Genomic DNA, 19589 nt, shown 5'->3' on the forward strand with positions numbered 1-19589 from the left:
AAAGATCGCTTTACCCGTATCAACGATATGGATAGTTATGCTAATTAACTGATTACTCATATGTCGGCGTCGTCAGGCATTTTTTGTAAAGGCTAAGAAATAAAACGGCAATAGCCGTTTTGATTGAAAAGAGTATCTTGCAAGGCTGACCTGGACTATCCTTGTCAGCGTTGGGCACGCGTGTGCCGGTGTGCGCTTTTTTGGGTGAAAGGAGTAATAAAATGGCGACAGGAAAGTCCTGCTCTCGCTGGTTTGCGCCTATTGCGGCGTTGTTGATGGTTGTTAGCCTGAGTGGGTGTTTTGATAAAGAAGGCGATCAGCGCAAAGCGTTTATCGATTTTCTGCAGAATACAGTGATGCGCAGCGGCGAGCGGTTGCCGACGCTGACTGCGGATCAGAAAAAACAGTTTGGCCCCTTCGTGTCCGATTACGCCATTCTTTATGGTTATTCACAGCAGGTGAGCCAGGCGATGGATTCCGGTATTCGTCCGGTGGTGGATAGCGTGAACGCCATCCGCGTGCCGCAGGATTATATGACCCAGCGTGAACCGCTGCGCCAGTCCAACGGTGCTCTCGGCGTGCTGAGCCAGCAGCTGCAGAATGCGAAAATGCAGGCTGATGCGTCACGTTCAGCGCTGAAGCAGGGCGACGATCTCAAACCGGTCTTCGACAAAGTGTATGAGAAAGTGGTGACGAAACCTTCTGAAGCGCTGCAGCCGTTGATTCCGGCCGCACAAATTTTCACGCAGCAGTTGGTCCAGGTGGGTGACTTCATCTCCCAGCAGAATACGCAGGTGAGCTTTGTCGCTAACGGTATTCAGTTCCCAACCTCGCAGCAGGCAAGTCAGTACAATACGCTGATTGGGCCGCTGGCCTCCCAGCATCAGGCCTTTAGTCAGGCGTGGACTGCAGCGGTCACCGCCACAGAATAAACTGAAAAACCCCGCCTCAGGCGGGGTTTTTTTATTCCTGCTTAAAATAACGCTTGTCATTCCTCTGGCACATCGGTATAACTGTTCCCGTCGGTTTGTTACACAGACCTAAAGCAGTTTAGTAAAGCAGTCCAGATTGTTATCCATAGATACCCTTCGTAGTGACCCTTCCTTCATCGCTTAAAAATCTGTAACGCAATCCATCAAGCCGGAAGGCACAATATATTTGTTAATAAGGTAATTTCTATGTCTGCTAAAATGACTGGTCTGGTAAAATGGTTCAACGCTGATAAAGGTTTCGGCTTCATCACTCCTGACGATGGCTCTAAAGACGTGTTCGTACACTTCTCTGCTATCCAGAACGATGGCTACAAATCTCTGGACGAAGGTCAGAAAGTTTCCTTCACCATCGAAAGCGGCGCTAAAGGCCCAGCAGCTGGTAACGTTGTAAGCCTGTAAGCTTCCAACCCAGTAGCAAAGAATTTAAAAACCCGCCTTCTGGCGGGTTTTTTCGTTTCTACTGTTGTATCTGCGGGTTGACGCAGTTTAGCTCCACTTTTCCGCTGAGTGCGGCGATCAGGTTATCTACCGCCGTGGCCGCCATATTGTAGCGTGTTTCATGGGTGGCTGAGCCGATGTGGGGCAGGGCAACCACGTTAGGCAGCGAAAGCAGGGGAGAATCCACCGGCAGCGGCTCCTGTTCAAATACATCCAGACCTGCGGCATGGATCTCACCGTTTTGCAGGGCTTCAATCAGCGCCTTCTCATCCACCACCGGGCCACGACCCGCGTTGATGAAAATGGCTGATTTCTTCATTTTCGCGAATTCCTCTTTGCCAATCAGATGATGCGTTTCTTCCGACAGCGGCAGGATCAGGCAAACATAATCGGCTTCCTGCAGCAACGTATCCAGCTCGCAATAGCGCGCGTTAAAGCGCTCTTCAGCTTCACTGTGATGGCGGCGCGCGTTATACAGAATCGGCATGTTAAAACCAAAATGTGCGCGCTGCGCCAGTGCCAGCCCGATACGTCCCATGCCAACAATGCCCAGCGTTTTGCCGTGAACATCTACGCCGAACCAGTCCGGACCAATGCTCTTTGTCCATTCGCCCGCTTTGACGCGTTCAGCCACTTCCACCACGCGACGGGCCGTGGTGAGTACCAGCGCCATCAGCGTGTCGGCCACGGTTTCCGTCAGGGCATGTGGCGTGTGCATCAACAGGATCTTGCGGGCGTTAAGAGCATCCACATCGAAGTTGTCGTAACCCACGGAAACGGTAGAGGTAGCACGAAGCTTCGGCATTTTTTCCAGCAGAGTGACATCCACTTTTTCGCTTGAACCCAGCAGGCCTTCGGCGCTGGCGAACGCTTCGGCGTGCTGTGCCACGGTCTCCGGGCTCAGGTTCTTCACCTGCGTGACGGTGAAGTGTTCTTCAAGACGTTTCTGCAGATCTTCCGGCAGGGCTTTATACAAAATGACGGACGGCTTCATGCTAATCTCCGTTGATTTCTAAGGATTCAGGCGTGGCGTGCGCCGACGGGGTGTTGTTGATTGTTAGCAGGCTTAACAATCAGAGTAAGCCACACGGAGGCGAAAAGCGCTACCCCCATAAAGATGTATGATGCGGATGGACTGCCCGTAGCACCGTTCAGATAACCGACAAACCAGGAGCCGCAGAACGAACCCAGCGCACCCATACTGTTAATCAGCGCCATCGCGCCACCTGCCACGTTACGCGGCAGCATTTCCGGAATGATGGCAAAGAACGGACCGTACGGGGCGTACATGGCTGCACCGGCAATGACCAGCAGAGCGTAAGAGGCCCAGAAGTGATTCGCACCTACGGCCCAGGAGCCAATGAAAGCAAAGGCAGCGATCAGCAGCAGCGGCCAGACAAACAGCTTACGGTTCTGCAGTTTATCCGATGCCCACGATGCGACGATCATGGCGATGGTTGCCGCCAGATACGGCACGGAAGAGAGCCAGCCTACCTCTACCATGCCGAGGTTTTCGCCACCGCTGCGGATAATCGACGGCAGCCACAGCACAAAGCCGTACACGCCAATACTCCAGGTAAAATATTGCGCACAAAGCAGGATCACGTTACGCGAGCGGAAGGCTTCACCATAGTTACGTACGGCCTTCAGACCTTGTTGTTCTTTATCCAGCTGTGCCTGCAGCGCCGCTTTTTCGTCTTCGGAAAGCCATTTCGCCTGAGCCGGTTTATCTTTCACCAGCACCCACCAGCAGAAGGCCCAGATAACCGCGGGTACCCCTTCGATGATAAACATTTCGCGCCAGCCGAAAGACTGGATCAGGTAGCCGGAAACTACCGACATCCACAGTACCGTGACCGGGTTACCGAGGATCAGGAAGGTATTCGCGCGGGAGCGTTCAGATTTAGTAAACCAGTTGCTGATGTAGATCAGCATCGCCGGCATGACGGCCGCCTCAACGACGCCGAGGATAAAGCGAATGGCGGCCAGGGCAGGAATATTGTTCACCACGCCGGTCAGTGATGCGCAGGCACCCCACAGGATCAGACAGATGAAGATCAGCTTACGCACGCTGCGGCGTTCGGCGTAGATAGCGCCGGGGATCTGGAAGAAGAAATAACCCAGGAAGAAAAGGGCACCCAGCAGGGAGGAGATACCTTTGGTGATCCCAAGGTCTTCGGTGATCCCCGCCGCGGACGCGAAACTGAAGTTGGCACGATCAAGGTACGCCAGGCTGTACGTGATAAACACGATTGGCATGATGTACCACCAGCGTTTCACTGCATTGGTCGAACTGTTCATAGGCTTGCCTCTGTTGTTGAGGTTGTTACCGCCGTTGTCTGTAGGGTACACGGTGGTTTGTTTTGTTGGGTGAGGGGAATGTTTATTCGTTAAGCTCTGCTCGGGTTGGTAATCCTTCGCTATCGCCTTGTACCTGAATAGCCAGCGAGCCTATCCTGTTGCCCCACGCGACGGCTTGCTGCAGTGGTTTACCTTCCAGCAGAGCGCTAATGACTCCCACGGCAAAGCCATCGCCCGCGCCGACGGTGTCGACCACGTTTTCAACTTTTACCGCAGCGACCGCACCTTGTTCACCTTCGGCGGTTTTAAACCATGCGCCATCGGCACCGGTTTTCAGCACCACTGCTTTTACCCCTTTATTCAGGTAGAAGTCGGCGATGCCTTCAGGCGTGCTTTCACCGGTAAGGATCATCCCTTCTTTCACTCCCGGCAGAACCCAGTCAGCCTGGAATGCCAGATGGTTAAGTTTCTCCACCATTTCCGCTTCACTTTTCCACAGCACCGGCCGCAGGTTAGGATCGAAAGAGATCGTTTTGCCCTGTGCCTTCATGGTAGATGCAGCATGATCCAGCAATGCGTATGAGCTGGCTGAGAGCGCTGCCGCCACGCCGCTCAGGTGCAAATGGCGTGCAGAGGCAAAATAGTCGGCGTGGTAATCTTCCACTGAGAGATGGCTTGCCGCCGACCCTTTACGGAAATACTCCACAATGGGATCGGTTCCATTTTCGACCTTAGATTTAAGCTGAAAGCCAGTCGCGAAGCGTCCGTCGAGCGTCACGCCTGCCGAATCAATCCCTTCTTTTTTCAACGAGTCGAGAACGAAATGACCAAAGCTATCGTTCCCTACGCGGCTGACCCAGCCCACGTTCAGGCCGAGACGCGCCAGGCCGGTCGCGACGTTCAGCTCTGCGCCAGCCACGCGTTTGATGAAATGCTCTACCGCGCTCAGCTCGCCGGTTTCGGTAGCGACAAACATCGCCATGGCCTCGCCGATCGTAATGACATCCAGCGTCTTGTGCATGGTTTACTCCTCGCGCAGCAGGTTGACGTAATGGCGGGTAACGGTGGTTAAATCCGTCCCTTCCAGCGGAAACTCGATACCTCGCGGGGCATCGGCGGGTAACTGGCAGAGCAGATCCAGCCAGCGCGCATCAGCACGATCCGGTGCCACGGCGCGGAAATTATCCTTATGCGGAACGGCGGCTTTAACGTGGATATAGCTCACAGCAGGGGCCAGATGACGGGCGGCTTCTTCAGGGGAGTCGCCGACCCACAGCCAGTTACCCATATCGAAGGTTAGCGTAACGGGCAGTGCCCTCTCCCGGCAGGCAGCTTTAAAGCGCTGCATTGGCGCAAGCTGGCCGCAGTCGGTCTGGTCGTTTTCCACCACCAGCGCCATGCCGCTTTTATTCAGCAGGTTCCGCAGGGCTTCAAGCGGCTGGGTGTCGCTGAAATACCCGAGTGAAACTTTCAGCCACAGCGCATTCAGGGTGCTGGCCTCGGAGAGATAGCGGGGCAGATCCGGGTTGAGGGTACCGTCAGGCATAAACAGGGCGGCGGGGGCGGAGTAACACGCCAGCAGGCCCAACAGTTCAATAGATTCACCCAGCGCAGGCAGTGCCAGTAACTCTTCGCTGTTGAACAGCTCGCGGCGGATCTCCACGCCGTCAGCTCCTGCACCCGCAATCACGGGAAGCATTGCCCGTTGACCGCCTGCCTGTCGCACCTGTTCTGCGCCGTACGCGGCGGTGACCACCATGATTTTCCTGCCCATCTTCGGACTCCATCGCAACATATCAATGTTATTACGCTAGATGGAACCGGTTCCAAAGGAAAGTTCAGGATGTTGAAATTATGATCGGTATCACAAGGGAAAATTAACGCGCGGTGGAGCCGCGAACGATCAGCTCGCCGGAGAAGACCTGCTCGCGTACGGCATCACTGGTGCCTTCAATACGACTAACCACTTGTTCTACAGCAGCATAGCCAATCTGCCAGGTGGGCTGTTTGAGGGTGGTGATACCGACGCCCGCCAGTTCTGCCCACTCCAGTTCATCGAACCCCAGCAGACCAATATCGCTGCCCCAGTGCAGGCCAATCCGCTTGAGCGAGCGGGCGACTTGCAGCGTCAGTGCCCCGTTGGCGGAGATGACGGCTTTGCGCATCCCACGATGCCGGGTGTGGAACCGGCGCAGGGTGTTGTCGAGTTGATCGGCTTCGTGTAATGGGGTTTCGGCATTTTCGGCGATCACGCCGGGATAACGCTCCAGCGTGGCGCGAAACGCGCTCAGACGCTCGCGACGCGTGTTAACCATTCCCAGTGGTTCGCTTAGAAACAGAATAGCTTCAAAACCCTGTTCGATCAGATGCTCGGTGGCGGTAGTGGCGGCCTGGGTGTTATCCAGCCCGACGACATCGCAGGCAAATTCAGGGATTTTACGGTCGATAAGAACCATGGGAAGAGACGATTGCTGCAGGCGGTTTAACCCCTCTTCACGCATGCCCACGGCGTTAACCACAATCCCTTCCACCTGGTAGCTACGCAGCAGATCGAGATAATGCAGCTCCTGGTCGACTTCGTTGTTGGTGTTACAGACCAGCGGCGTAAAACCTTTCTCACGACAGGCGGCTTCAATACCGCTCAGCACGTTTACGGAGTAGGGGTTGGTGATATCGGCGATGATAAGCCCGATAAGGCGGGTACGCCCCCGCTTGAGCCCGCGCGCCATGATGCTGGGGCGGTAATCGAGATCGGCAATGGCCTGTTCAATACGAGCCAGCAGCGCATCGGACAACAGGTGTTTTTCGCCGTTGAGATAGCGCGAAATGCTGGTTTTACCGGTTTTGGCTGCTTTCGCCACGTCGCTGATGGTGGCCCGGGCTGGTTTGCTCATCGCTGATTTCCCTGAATTTAGTGAGAATACCTTAGCGGGAAAATCAACGATGGCAAGTGGTTCATACCCTCTCCTGCGAGGAGAGGGGGAAATGCGATTACTGCACAGGGCTTAACGTAATCTCAACGCGGCGGTTCTGCGCTTTGCCTTCCGCCGTGCTATTGCTGGCGATCGGGTTGGCAGGACCCATTCCGCTGGTGCGGATGCGGTTCGCTTCAACGCCCTGAGTGATCAGCGAGCTGGCCACGGAATCGGCGCGCTGTTGAGACAGACGCATGTTGAGATCCTGGCTGCCGGTGCTGTCGGTGTAGCCAATCACGTTCACGGCGGTTTTGTTATACTCTTTCAGCACCATTGCCACACCAGTCAGGGTGTTCGCACCCGCAGGTTTCAGCGTTGCGCTGCTGCTGTCGAAGGTAACATTGTTCGGCATGTTCAGAATGATGTTGTCGCCACTACGCGTCACACTCACGCCGGTTCCCTTCATTTTGTCGCGCAGTTTCGCTTCCTGCACGTCCATGTAATAGCCGACGCCACCGCCCAATGCTGCTCCCGCCGCTGCACCAATCAGTGCGCCTTTACCACGGTCTTTCTTGGAGGAGGAGAGCGCGCCAACGCCAGCACCTACCAGCGAGCCGATCCCCGCGCCGATGCCGGATTTACCCGCCTGGCTTTCACCGGTGTAAGGGTTAGTTGTGCAGCCAGAAACAGCCAGTGCACCGCTCACCAGAGCGGCAATAACGAGTACGCGTTTTTTCATCTTCTTTCCTTAATCCTTTTTATTCTTTGCCACGGCGAGCGTGGCAGTTGATTATGACGTCCAGATACGGAGAAAATTCCGGGTATTACTCTGAAATTTGTGACAAACCATAAACTGCCTCAACAAGAAGGCGGTAAACCTGCACGCAACCAGGAGCGCACGCTTGAGCACCTCAACGAAAACCATTCTGACCGCCGCCCACTGGGGGCCGATGCTGGTCGAAACCGATGGCGAAAATGTTCTGTCGTCCCGCGGGGCATTGCCAACCCAACATCCCAACTCGTTACAGACCACCGTTCGCGATCAGGTGCATAGCAAAACGCGCGTGCGCTGGCCGATGGTGCGTAAAGGTTTTCTGGCCTCGCCGGACAAACCGCAGGGAATCCGTGGTCAGGATGAGTTTGTTCGCGTGAGCTGGGATGAGGCGCTGGCGTTGATTCACGCCCAGCATAAGCGCATTCGCGATACCTGGGGACCGTCGTCCATTTTTGCCGGGTCTTACGGCTGGCGTTCTAACGGCGTGCTGCACAAGGCCTCGACGCTGCTGCAGCGCTATATGAGCCTGGCGGGGGGCTACACAGGTCATCTGGGGGATTACTCCACCGGCGCGGCGCAGGCGATCATGCCGTACGTGGTGGGGGGAAACGAAGTTTATCAGCAACAGACCAGCTGGCCGCTGGTGCTGGAGCATACCGACGTGGTGGTGCTCTGGAGCGCTAACCCTCTCAACACATTGAAAATTGCCTGGAATGCCAGCGACGAACAGGGTATTGGGTATTTCGATGCGCTGCGCAAAAGCGGCAAGCGCATCATCTGCATTGACCCGATGCGCTCTGAAACCATGGATTTCTTCGGCGACAGTGCCGAGTGGATTGCCCCGCATATGGGCACCGACGTGGCGATGATGCTGGGTATCGCCCATACGCTGGTCGAAAACGGCTGGCACGATGGCGAATTCCTGAGGCGTTGTACCACTGGCTTCGATAAATTCGCTGAATACCTGACGGGCCAATCCGATGGGGTAGCGAAAACGGCAGAGTGGGCGGCAAATATTTGCGGCGTTACTGCGGATAAAATCCGCGAACTGGCGGCGTTATTCCATAAAAACACCACGATGTTAATGTCCGGCTGGGGAATGCAGCGCCAGCAGTTTGGCGAGCAGAAGCACTGGATGCTGGTGACGCTTGCCGCAATGCTTGGGCAGATCGGCACGCCGGGCGGGGGTTTTGGTCTCTCTTATCACTTCGCCAATGGCGGTAACCCTACTCGCAAAGCTGCCGTGCTGGCGTCTCTGCAAGGCTCAGTGCAGGGCGGTGTGGATGCCGTGGATAAAATCCCGGTGGCGCGTATTGTTGAAGCCCTGGAAAACCCCGGTGGGTTTTATCAGCACAACGGTCTGGACTGCCACTTCCCGGATATTAAATTTGTCTGGTGGGCGGGCGGGTCGAACTTCACGCACCATCAGGATACCAATCGCCTGATCCGTGCCTGGCAGAAACCAGAGCTGGTGGTGATCTCAGAGTGCTTCTGGACAGGTTCGGCTAAGCATGCCGACATCGTGCTGCCAGCGACAACCTCGTTTGAGCGTAACGATCTCACCATGACCGGTGACTACAGCAACCAGCATATGGTGCCAATGAAGCGCGTTGTGTCCCCGCGTGATGAAGCGCGGGATGATTTCGAGGTGTTTGCTGAACTGAGCGAGCTGTGGGAAGCAGGTGGCCGCGAGCGTTTTACCGAAGGTAAAACCGATCTGCAGTGGCTTGAGACGTTCTACCAGATAGCCAGCCAGCGCGGTGCCGCTCAGGGTGTGACACTCCCACCGTTTACTGAATTCTGGGAAGCAAACCAGATATTCGAGATGCCCGAGAGTGAACAGAACGCGCAGTTTGTTCGTTTCGGAGACTTCCGCCGCGACCCGGAGAGCCACCCGCTGAAAACCGAAAGCGGGAAGATTGTCATCTACAGCGAGCGCATAGCCAGCTTTGGGTATGTCGACTGCCCGCCGCACCCTACGTGGCTTGAGCCGGACGAATGGCACGGCAATGCCCAGCCGGAGCAGCTCCAGGTGTTGTCTGCCCACCCTGCGCACCGCCTGCACAGCCAGCTTAACTATACTTCGCTGCGCGAACGGTATGCGGTTGCCGGGCGAGAACCGATCACGTTGAATACCCTCGATGCCAAAGCCCGTGGGATTGTAGACGGTGACGTGGTACGCGTCTGGAACCAGCGGGGACAGGTCCTGGCCGGTGCGGTGGTCAGTGACGGGATTAAGCCGGGAGTGCTGTGTATTCACCAGGGGGCATGGCCAGATCTTGAGCCGGCCGAAGGCGGTATCTGTAAAAACGGGGCGGTTAACGTGCTGACCAAAGATCTCCCCAGCTCGAAGCTGGGGAATGGTTGTGCAGGGAATACGGCACTGGCATGGGTCGAAAAGTATGAGGGACCCGAGCTTACCTTAACGGCGTTTGATCCGCCTGCCAGCTCATGATCCAGGTCGGATGTTGGGTGTCATCCTGCCAGGCGCTGTCTTCGATGCGAAAGCCCTGAGCATGGTAGAAATTCACCGCCCGGACATTTTTCTGGTACACCTCCAGGCTTAAATACGGGAAGTGCTGTTGAACATGGTTCAGCAGCGCTTGCCCGATGCCTTTCCCGATGTATGCCGGTGCGACAAACAGTGCCCCAACAAACTTAGACTGCATCACGCTGATAAATCCGCAGGGTTCGCCATCCTTTTCCCAGACCCAGGTTTCAGCCGAAGGCAGGTAAACGTCCCGCACCATCGCCTCGTTCTCTTTCCAGTAACTCGCCTCGATAAACGGATGTGCTTCTGTGGTGCTTTCAAGCCATAGGCTCAGAAGTGGCGCGGTATTCTCATTTTGCCATTTGCGGATCATGATGGCCTCCCGGATGACAGAAGCAGCCGGTAACGTGGTCGTTGACCAGGCCACAGGCCTGCATAAAGGCGTAGCAGATGGTGGAGCCGACAAATTTAAAACCGCGTTTTTTCAGGGCCTTAGAGAGTGCATCTGATTCAGGCGTCGATGCCGGGATCTCTGCCAGCGTGGCGGCGTGGGTGATTTGCGGAGCGTTATTCACAAACGACCAGACAAAGTCTGAGAATGATTCGCCGTTTTGTTCCATCGCCAGCCAGGCGCGTGCATTGCCGATGATGGCCTGAATTTTACCGCGATGGCGGATGATACCGGCATCCTGCACCAGTCGTTCCACGTCCTCGTCGGTCATGGCGGCGACGGCGACAGGATCAAACTGGTGGAAGGCATTGCGGTAGTTTTCGCGTTTCTTGAGCACCGTAATCCACGATAACCCCGCCTGCTGGCCCTCAAGGCAGATCATCTCAAAGAGTTTTTTACCATCCTTCTCCGGCACGCCCCATTCCTGGTCGTGATAGTCGATATAAAGCTGATCCTGGCTTACCCAACCGCAACGTTCCATCTGTCATCTCCCTTAATGATACTGATTTCGCAAAATTTTCATCCAGACTGGCTTGACGTGTTTACTATAAAGACAATAGTTAATACAGGGCCATATGCTCTATAAGCTCTTCCTGAATAACGACAAATATCGCCGAATTCGGCTCTCTCTGGGGTCGCGTTGATGATGATAAAAAAAATCAGTGGTCGCCATGCTGCTTCTGGCCTGGTGGGAATTTCAGCCTGCCTGTTTTTTTGTAATACAGCGTCTGCCTGGCAACAGGAATATATCGTTTCAGACGCCCAAAATCATACGGCGGAACGCTATACATGGGACGCGGATCACCAACCGCGTTATGAGGATATTCTTGCTGAGCGTATTCAGACTTCACAAAATGCGCCAGGTCTTGCCCTGAATGTACCGTCTGGCAGTACGACAGAGGGGGCAATGAGCGTGGGCTGGAATTTTCCCGTTTCAGCGCATATCACTACCGGCCCTGTCGTGGCGTGGCGGTACGACGGCACGGCTCCCATGATGATCAACGAATTTGGTGATAGCGCGTCGACACAGTCAGTCACTGACCCGCTCTGGCATGCCAGTGTTAGCACGCTGGGCTGGCGCGTGAATACCCAGTACGGCGATCTTCGTCCGTGGGCACAGATCAGCTATAACCAGCAGTTTGGTGAAAACCAGTGGAAATCTCAGTTTGGCATGCCGCAAACCCCAGCCCCGGTACAAAACGGGAGCTGGATGGATGTGACGGTCGGTACGGATATTCCGTTTAACACGCATGTAGCGGCCTATGCGTCGCTCGCTCAAGGGGAACGCGCCACCACAGGTGAGGAATTTATGTACACCCTGGGCGTGAGTGCGAATTTCTAGAGTTGTTACTTTTTTAAACGTTACGGTAACATCTCAAATACAATAGCTATAGGGGTTGTAGCGATAGCAGGTACTAACACGCTATCGCTTCATTCCCCCACAAGGTCATTCATTCCTGATTCCAGGCATTTCATTCCATTCTTCCTGCATTTCATGCCGTTTTACCCCAGGTCTTTTAAGGTTTTGTTTATCGTTGTCCTCAGCGAACTTCCTTAATTTCTCTTGCAGGACAACTGCCATGAACACATCAACTTATAACCGTACGCGCTGGCTAACGCTCTTTGGTACCATCGTCACCCAGTTTGCGTTGGGTTCGGTCTATACCTGGAGCCTGTTTAACAGCGCACTTTCCGATAAGCTCGGCGCACCGGTCAGCCAGGTTGCATTCTCCTTTGGGCTACTGAGTCTCGGGTTGGCGCTCTCGTCTTCCGTCGCGGGCAAGCTGCAGGAGCGTTTTGGTGTGAAGCGTGTGACCATGGCGTCCGGCATTCTGCTGGGCGTGGGTTTTTTCCTGACGGCACACTCCAGCAACCTGATGATGCTGTGGTTGAGCGCCGGGGTACTGGTGGGGCTGGCAGATGGTGCAGGTTACCTGTTGACACTCTCGAACTGCGTGAAGTGGTTCCCGGAACGTAAAGGCCTTATCTCTGCGTTTGCCATCGGTTCTTATGGCCTGGGCAGCCTCGGTTTTAAATTTATCGATTCTCATCTGCTGGCTTCCGTTGGTCTCGAAAAAACCTTCATGATCTGGGGGGTTATCGTTCTGGTCATGATCCTCTTTGGTGCTACGCTGATGAAAGATGCGCCTCAGCAGGAGGTTAAATCCGTGAACGGTGTGGTGGAGAACGATTTCACCCTGGCGCAATCTATGCGTAAACCGCAGTACTGGATGCTGGCGGTGATGTTCCTGACGGCCTGCATGAGTGGTTTGTACGTCATCGGTGTGGCGAAAGATATCGCTCAGGGAATGGTGAAACTGGATGCGGCAACGGCTGCGAATGCGGTGACCGTGATCTCCATTGCCAACCTTTCCGGGCGTCTGGTGCTGGGTATTCTGTCTGACAAAATCGCCCGTATCCGTGTGATTACGATTGGCCAGGTTGTTTCGCTGGTGGGCATGGCGGCGCTGCTTTTCGCACCTCTGAATGAAGCGACCTTCTTCGCGGCGATTGCCTGCGTTGCGTTCAACTTCGGTGGCACCATTACGGTCTTCCCGTCACTGGTGAGCGAATTCTTTGGTCTTAACAATCTCGCGAAAAACTACGGTGTTATTTATCTTGGCTTCGGGATCGGCAGTATCTGCGGTTCGCTGATTGCCTCACTGTTCGGTGGGTTCTATGTGACCTTCTGCGTGATCTTCGCCTTGCTGATCATTTCGCTGGCGCTGTCTACGACGATTCGTCAGCCGCAGCGGGAAGTCTTTAAAGAAGCGCATGCCTGACAGCGAAGAAAAAGGCCGGACATCCGGCCTTTTTCTTATCGAACAATACTGCCTTTAGACGCATTTGTCGGATTCTGGGTCTGCTTTTTTGTAAAAAACTGTACCGATCACACTCTCTGCTGCCACTTTTTCCCTTCCCTGTGGTCTACTTACCACGCTTGTAGTCGTTTCATTGAACGATCCCCTGAGCGTATGTCTAATCTGTCCACTTTTTATATTGAGGTGGGCGGCTGTACTGTCCCTTTTTCCGGGTAGATTGCATGAAATACATTAAATCGATGGCGCAACAAAAGCTGTGCTTTTTGCTGGCGTTGTACATCGGCCTGTTTATGAATGGCGCAGTGTTTTTCCGTCGGTTCGACGGTTACGCGCAAGATTTTACCGTCTGGAAAGGAATTGCAGCGGTTGTCGAATTGGTCGCTGCTGTACTGGTCACCTTCTTTTTATTCCGTATTCTTACGCTGTTTGGCCGTCGCGTCTGGCGAGTGCTGGCGACGTTTATCGTGCTGTGCTCGGCAGGGGCCAGCTATTACATGACCTTTATGAACGTTGTCATTGGCTACGGCATTATCGCCTCGGTGATGACCACGGACATCGATCTCTCTAAAGAAGTGGTTGGGCTGCATTTTGTACTCTGGCTGGTGGCCGTGAGTGCCCTGCCGCTGCTCCTTATCTGGAGCAACCGTTGCCGGTATACGCTGGTTCACCAGATCCGCACGCCGGGAAAACGTTTCAGAAGCGTGGCGATAGTTCTGCTGGCCGGCCTGATGGTCTGGGGACCTATTCGTCTGCTGGAAGTAAAACAGAAATATGATGAGCGTACCTCTGGCGTGGATCTGCCAAGCTACGGTGGTGTGGTCGCCAACTCTTATTTACCGTCTAACTGGATCTCCGCGCTGGGGTTATACGCGTGGGCGCAGGTGGATGAGTCTTCTGATAATAAATCGTTGATTAACCCGGCGAAGAAATTCACTTATGTCGCGCCAAAAGATATCGATGATACCTATGTCGTCTTTATTATCGGGGAAACTACGCGCTGGGATCATATGGGTATTCTCGGCTATGACCGCGATACCACACCAAAAATGGCACAGGAGAAAAACCTGATTGCCTATCGCGGTTATTCCTGCGACACCGCCACCAAGCTCTCCTTACGCTGCATGTTCGTACGTGAGGGTGGTGCGAGCGATAACCCACAACGTACCCTGAAAGAGCAAAACGTCTTCTCGGTGCTGCATCAGCTTGGGTTTACGTCTGACCTCTATGCGATGCAGAGCGAGATGTGGTTCTACAGCAACACCATGGCCCAGAACATTTCTTATCGCGAGCAGATTGGTGCGGAGGCGCGTAACCGTGGCAAGCCTGTCGATGACATGCTGCTGATTGACGAGATGAAACTGTCTCTGAACGGAAATCCTGATGGTAAGCATATGATCATTCTGCATACTAAAGGGTCGCACTTTAACTACACCCAGCGTTACCCGCGTAGCTTTGCCAAATGGACGCCGGAGTGCGTTGGTGTGGATAAAGACTGTTCTAAAGCGCAGCTGATTAACTCCTACGACAACTCAGTGATGTATGTGGATCACTTTATTGATACGGTGATTGACCAGGTCCGCGATAAGAAAGCGATTGTTTTCTATGCTGCGGACCACGGTGAATCCATCAATGAGTTCGAGCACCTGCACGGTACGCCACGTAAGATGGCTCCGCCGGAGCAGTTCCGCGTGCCAATGATTGTGTGGATGTCTGACAAGTATCTGGAAGATCCGGAGAAAGCGAAGATGTTTGCTCAACTGAAGAAAGAAGCTGATATGAAGGTACCGCGTCGTCATGTTGAGCTGTACGACACCATTTTAGGTTGCCTGGGTTACACCTCACCAGATGGCGGTATTAACGAAAATAACAACTGGTGCAAACTCCCTGACCGCACCTCCAAAGCCGCGCAGTAGCTCGCCTGGCGAGAATATCGCCAGTTGAATGGCTTTTTGAAAATAAGGGATTGACGGGGGCGCACCTCAGCAGTAAGATGCGCTCCGCATTCGGCGAGTAGCGCAGCTTGGTAGCGCAACTGGTTTGGGACCAGTGGGTCGGAGGTTCGAATCCTCTCTCGCCGACCACATTCTAAAAAAGGGCTAACCGTAAGGTTAGCCCTTTTTGCATTAGAGCCTTAACCCGTCAGATTACCCAAAACGCCTCTTATCCCTGCTTCTCCCTGCCTGTTAACGATTTTGTGACATAATCCATTGTATTTTTTTATATATAGATTGATCTTTTTTCGCGTTGCTTATGGATAACCTCAGCATTTTTCGCTGTGCGTTTTAACGTTCGTGGAATTTAGTGCTCAGATAATCACCATTCTGTAAGAAAATTTACCCATTCTGAATAAAAGTTAATCACTGATTGTTGCGAAATATGAAGATATTTGTGCTGCAAGATAGCGAGTAGCATAAATTTCCCTGCTGAAAACTGGCATGCATAGTTTTTTTAATCTTTGTTTGCGGTTTCTCACACTCAGCGTAAATCCCCGCCACCTGTATTGACGTTTTCACATTCTGTTGACAGATTGTAGGGCATGAGGGGCATTTCAGGGACGATCTGCGCTGCAACTCAAACGCTCTTCTGAAAGGATTCTCCATCCCTTTAACGCCTTAGGGCATCACCGACCGGACCGGGTAAAAAATAAATAAAGGTCAGGCGGCGTAACACAACAAAGCAAAACATCACATTGGAGCAGAATAATGAGTATTTCCTTGAAGAAGTCAGGGATGCTGAAGCTTGGTTTGAGCCTGGTGGCGATGACCGTGGCAGCAAGCGTACAGGCAAAAACCCTGGTTTACTGTTCTGAAGGCTCGCCGGAAGGCTTTAACCCACAGCTCTTTACCTCTGGTACGACGTACGACGCAAGCTCTGTACCGATCTATAACCGTCTGGTTGAATTCAAAACCGGTACCACGGAAGTTATTCCTGGTCTGGCTGAGAAGTGGGACGTCAGCGAAGACGGTAAAACCTATACCTTCCACCTGCGCCAGGGCGTGAAGTGGCAGGACAGCAAAGAATTCAAACCCACGCGCGACTTCAACGCCGATGACGTGGTGTTCTCCTTTGACCGTCAGAAAAACGCTCAGAACCCGTACCACAAAGTGTCTGGCGGCAGCTATGAATACTTCGAAGGGATGGGGCTGCCAGATCTGATCTCTGAAGTGAAAAAAGTTGACGATAAAACCGTGCAGTTCGTGCTGACTCGCCCGGAAGCTCCATTCCTGGCTGACCTGGCGATGGACTTCGCGTCTATTCTGTCTAAAGAATATGCAGATAACATGCTGAAAGCCGGTACGCCGGAAAAAGTGGACCTGGATCCAATCGGTACCGGCCCATTCCAGCTGCTGCAGTACCAGAAAGATTCTCGCATTCTGTACAAAGCGTTCCCGGGCTACTGGGGTACGAAACCTCAGATCGACCGTCTGGTGTTCTCCATCACGCCTGATGCGTCTGTGCGTTATGCAAAACTGCAGAAAAACGAATGCCAGGTTATGCCATACCCGAACCCGGCTGATATCGCCCGCATGAAGCAGGATAAGAATATCAACCTGCTGGAGCAGGCTGGTCTGAACGTGGGCTATCTATCCTTTAACACCGAGAAGAAACCGTTTGATGATGTGAAAGTGCGTCAGGCGCTGACTTACGCGGTGAACAAAGAAGCGATCATCAAAGCCGTTTACCAGGGCGCTGGCGTAGCCGCTAAGAACCTGATCCCGCCAACAATGTGGGGCTACAACGACGACGTTAAAGACTACAGCTACGATCCTGAGAAAGCGAAAGCACTGCTGAAAGAAGCAGGCCAGGATAAAGGCTTTACCGTTGAACTGTGGGCGATGCCGGTACAGCGTCCGTATAACCCGAACGCACGCCGTATGGCGGAAATGGTTCAGGCTGACTGGGCGAAGATTGGCGTACAGGCCAAGATTGTGACCTACGAGTGGGGCGAGTACCTGAAGCGCGCCAAAGCGGGTGAGCACCAGGCGGTAATGATGGGCTGGACCGGTGATAACGGGGATCCGGACAACTTCTTCGCCACCCTGTTCAGCTGTGCTGCTGCGAAAGACGGTTCCAACTACTCTCGCTGGTGCTACAAGCCGTTTGAAGACCTGATCCAGCCGGCGCGTGCGACCGACGATCACAACAAACGTATTGAACTGTACAAGCAAGCTCAGGTTGTTATGCACGATCAGGCTCCGGCGCTGATTGTTGCTCACTCCACCGTTTACGAGCCAGTGCGTAAAGAAGTGAAGGGCTACGTGGTTGATCCACTGGGCAAACACCACTTCGAAAACGTATCGGTTGAATAATAAGTAGGGTGTTCTCCCTCTCCCCCGGGAGAGGGCAGGGGTGAGGGACGTGCATGCATCCCCTCACCCTAACCCTCTCCCGACGGGAGAGGGAATTTACATTTGTGAGCAATACAGACGTCACGCCATTGGTCGTGCGTCATCAGAGAGAATCCGGGTTATGTTGCAGTTCATCCTCCGACGTCTGGGACTTGTTATCCCCACGTTTATCGGTATCACCCTTCTCACTTTTGCCTTCGTCCATATGATCCCCGGCGACCCGGTAATGATTATGGCGGGCGAGCGTGGTATTTCCCCTGAGCGCCATGCACAGCTGCTGGCTGAGCTTGGTCTGAACAAGCCGCTGTGGCAGCAGTATCTCAACTATATCTGGGGCGTGTTGCACGGTGATTTGGGTATTTCGCTGAAAAGCCGTCTTCCGGTGTGGGATGAGTTCGTGCCGCGTTTCAAAGCGACACTCGAACTTGGCGTCTGCGCCATGATTTTCGCCACTGCGGTGGGTATTCCTGTCGGGGTACTGGCTGCCGTCAAGCGTGGCTCTATTTTTGACCATACTGCCGTTGGCCTGGCGCTGACCGGCTACTCCATGCCTATCTTCTGGTGGGGCATGATGCTGATTATGCTGGTATCGGTGCAGCTTAACCTGACGCCGGTCTCCGGGCGCGTCAGTGATATGGTCTTCCTCGATGATTCCAACCCGTTGACCGGCTTTATGCTGATTGATACGGCTATCTGGGGCGAAGAGGGCAACTTCATTGATGCTGTCGCGCACATGATCCTGCCTGCAATGGTGCTCGGTACGATTCCTCTGGCGGTGATTGTGCGTATGACCCGTTCATCCATGCTGGAAGTACTGGGTGAGGATTATATCCGTACCGCGCGCGCCAAAGGCCTGACGCGTATGCGTGTCATCATCGTTCATGCGCTGCGTAACGCCATGCTGCCGGTGGTGACCGTTATCGGTCTGCAGGTGGGTACGTTGCTGGCAGGTGCGATCCTGACCGAAACCATCTTCTCCTGGCCAGGCCTGGGACGTTGGCTGATTGACGCGCTGCAACGCCGTGACTATCCGGTCGTGCAGGGCGGTGTGCTGCTGGTTGCGACGATGATTATCCTCGTTAACCTGCTGGTCGATTTGCTGTACGGCGTGGTGAACCCGCGTATTCGTCATAAGAAGTAAGGGGCCATCATGTCACACGTTTCTGAAAATAAAGTGGTTGCTGCACCGGTTCCAATGACGCCGCTGCAGGAATTCTGGCACTACTTCAAGCGCAACAAAGGCGCGGTAGTGGGGCTGGTCTATGTCTCTATCATGATCCTGATTGCGGTGTTTGCGAACGTCCTGGCACCGTATAACCCGGCGGATCAATTCCGTGATGCCCTGCTGGCACCTCCTGCGTGGCAGGACGGTGGTAGCCTGGCGCACCTGTTAGGTACCGATGATGTGGGTCGTGACGTGTTGTCGCGTCTGATGTACGGTGCACGTCTGTCGCTGCTGGTCGGCTGCCTGGTGGTGGTGCTTTCCCTGATCATGGGGATTGTACTGGGTCTGGTTGCCGGTTACTTCGGTGGTATCGTTGATAACATCATCATGCGTATCGTCGATATTATGCTGGCTCTGCCAAGCCTGCTGCTGGCACTGGTGCTGGTGGCGATCTTCGGCCCGTCGATTGGTAACGCTGCGCTTGCATTGACCTTCGTGGCGCTTCCCCACTACGTACGTTTAACGCGTGCGGCGGTGCTGGTGGAAGTGAACCGGGATTACGTCACGGCGTCTCGCGTGGCGGGTGCAGGCGCTATGCGTCAGATGTTTGTCAATATCTTCCCTAACTGCCTTGCGCCGCTGATTGTTCAGGCGTCGCTCGGTTTCTCTAACGCCATTCTTGATATGGCCGCTCTTGGCTTCCTGGGCATGGGTGCGCAGCCGCCAACACCGGAGTGGGGCACCATGCTCTCCGATGTGTTGCAGTTCGCACAAAGCGCCTGGTGGGTCGTCACCTTCCCGGGTCTGGCGATCCTGCTGACGGTGCTGGCATTTAACCTGATGGGTGATGGTCTGCGTGATGCACTTGATCCCAAACTGAAGCAGTAAGA

The 19589-nt window shown here is 54.1% G+C and carries 17 protein-coding genes and 1 tRNA gene; 10 read left to right on the forward strand and 8 right to left on the reverse strand.

Features of this window, described 5'->3' with window-relative positions; all coding sequences use genetic code 11:
• Positions 1-221: 221 nt before the first annotated feature.
• Entirely contained in the window at positions 222-932 is a 711-nt protein-coding gene (locus ACJ9Y9_RS00950; protein WP_028018261.1) for a DUF3053 domain-containing protein, read from the forward strand.
• Between the two features lie 246 nt (positions 933-1178).
• Positions 1179-1391 (forward strand): RNA chaperone/antiterminator CspA, encoded by a 213-nt coding sequence (gene cspA, locus ACJ9Y9_RS00955; RefSeq protein ID WP_003860775.1) that lies wholly within the window; start codon positions 1179-1181, stop codon positions 1389-1391.
• Between the two features lie 58 nt (positions 1392-1449).
• On the opposite strand, the gene ghrB is transcribed toward cspA, so the two are convergent.
• The 6 genes from ghrB to ACJ9Y9_RS00985 all read right to left on the reverse strand — a co-directional run bounded on the left by ghrB (position 1450) and on the right by ACJ9Y9_RS00985 (position 7385).
• Positions 1450-2424 carry a glyoxylate/hydroxypyruvate reductase GhrB gene (gene ghrB / locus ACJ9Y9_RS00960; RefSeq protein ID WP_028018262.1) on the reverse strand — a complete coding sequence of 325 codons (975 nt, stop codon included), beginning with the start codon at positions 2422-2424 and terminating at the stop codon, positions 1450-1452.
• Positions 2425-2450: 26 nt separating this feature from the next.
• A complete protein-coding gene (locus ACJ9Y9_RS00965) occupies positions 2451-3731 on the reverse strand; it encodes an MFS transporter (protein WP_028018263.1) in 1281 nt (426 codons plus the stop codon).
• Between the two features lie 82 nt (positions 3732-3813).
• A complete protein-coding gene (locus ACJ9Y9_RS00970) occupies positions 3814-4752 on the reverse strand; it encodes a sugar kinase (protein ID WP_028018264.1) in 939 nt (312 codons plus the stop codon).
• A 3-nt stretch (positions 4753-4755) separates the two neighbouring features.
• Positions 4756-5505: a sugar phosphate isomerase/epimerase gene (locus tag ACJ9Y9_RS00975; protein WP_028018265.1), complete on the reverse strand. Its 750-nt coding sequence runs from the start codon at positions 5503-5505 to the stop codon at positions 4756-4758.
• Positions 5506-5608: 103 nt separating this feature from the next.
• Entirely contained in the window at positions 5609-6625 is a 1017-nt protein-coding gene (locus tag ACJ9Y9_RS00980) for a LacI family DNA-binding transcriptional regulator (protein ID WP_028018266.1), read from the reverse strand.
• Between the two features lie 97 nt (positions 6626-6722).
• Entirely contained in the window at positions 6723-7385 is a 663-nt protein-coding gene (locus tag ACJ9Y9_RS00985; protein WP_028018267.1) for an OmpA family lipoprotein, read from the reverse strand.
• A 211-nt stretch (positions 7386-7596) separates the two neighbouring features.
• On the opposite strand from ACJ9Y9_RS00985, the gene ACJ9Y9_RS00990 reads away from it, so the two are divergent.
• Entirely contained in the window at positions 7597-9876 is a 2280-nt protein-coding gene (locus ACJ9Y9_RS00990) for a molybdopterin guanine dinucleotide-containing S/N-oxide reductase (RefSeq protein WP_050482923.1), read from the forward strand.
• Here the strand turns inward: ACJ9Y9_RS00990 and ACJ9Y9_RS00995 are convergent.
• Together ACJ9Y9_RS00995 and tag are read right to left on the reverse strand one after the other, a co-directional pair.
• Positions 9839-10285 (reverse strand): N-acetyltransferase, encoded by a 447-nt coding sequence (locus ACJ9Y9_RS00995; protein WP_028018269.1) that lies wholly within the window; start codon positions 10283-10285, stop codon positions 9839-9841. The genes ACJ9Y9_RS00990 and ACJ9Y9_RS00995 overlap by 38 nt on opposite strands.
• The gene (gene tag, locus ACJ9Y9_RS01000; RefSeq protein WP_028018270.1) at positions 10263-10844 is read right to left on the reverse strand and encodes a DNA-3-methyladenine glycosylase I; all 582 of its coding nucleotides are present in this window, start codon (positions 10842-10844) and stop codon (positions 10263-10265) included. The genes ACJ9Y9_RS00995 and tag overlap by 23 nt, the downstream gene beginning before the upstream one ends.
• 162 nt (positions 10845-11006) lie before the next feature.
• Between tag and ACJ9Y9_RS01005 the strand changes: the two genes are divergently transcribed.
• From ACJ9Y9_RS01005 to dppC, 7 genes are all read left to right on the forward strand, one after another.
• The gene (locus ACJ9Y9_RS01005) at positions 11007-11705 is read left to right on the forward strand and encodes an autotransporter domain-containing protein (protein WP_028018271.1); all 699 of its coding nucleotides are present in this window, start codon (positions 11007-11009) and stop codon (positions 11703-11705) included.
• Between the two features lie 238 nt (positions 11706-11943).
• Positions 11944-13146, forward strand: coding sequence for an MFS transporter (locus ACJ9Y9_RS01010; RefSeq protein WP_028018272.1), 1203 nt, complete (start codon positions 11944-11946; stop codon positions 13144-13146).
• 260 nt (positions 13147-13406) lie between these two features.
• Entirely contained in the window at positions 13407-15098 is a 1692-nt protein-coding gene (gene eptB / locus ACJ9Y9_RS01015) for a kdo(2)-lipid A phosphoethanolamine 7''-transferase (protein ID WP_028018273.1), read from the forward strand.
• A 91-nt stretch (positions 15099-15189) separates the two neighbouring features.
• Positions 15190-15266, forward strand: a tRNA-Pro gene (locus tag ACJ9Y9_RS01020).
• A 621-nt stretch (positions 15267-15887) separates the two neighbouring features.
• Positions 15888-17495, forward strand: a complete 1608-nt coding sequence (dppA, locus tag ACJ9Y9_RS01025; protein ID WP_028018274.1) for a dipeptide ABC transporter periplasmic-binding protein DppA — start codon at positions 15888-15890, stop codon at positions 17493-17495.
• Positions 17496-17655: 160 nt separating this feature from the next.
• The gene (gene dppB, locus ACJ9Y9_RS01030) at positions 17656-18675 is read left to right on the forward strand and encodes a dipeptide ABC transporter permease DppB (protein ID WP_028018275.1); all 1020 of its coding nucleotides are present in this window, start codon (positions 17656-17658) and stop codon (positions 18673-18675) included.
• Positions 18676-18684: 9 nt separating this feature from the next.
• Positions 18685-19587 carry a dipeptide ABC transporter permease DppC gene (gene dppC / locus ACJ9Y9_RS01035; RefSeq protein WP_028018276.1) on the forward strand — a complete coding sequence of 301 codons (903 nt, stop codon included), beginning with the start codon at positions 18685-18687 and terminating at the stop codon, positions 19585-19587.
• Positions 19588-19589: the final 2 nt, after the last annotated feature.

The sequence above is a fragment of the Enterobacter sp. CPE_E1241 genome, assembly GCF_045618265.1.
GTDB lineage: Bacteria > Pseudomonadota > Gammaproteobacteria > Enterobacterales > Enterobacteriaceae > Enterobacter > Enterobacter adelaidei.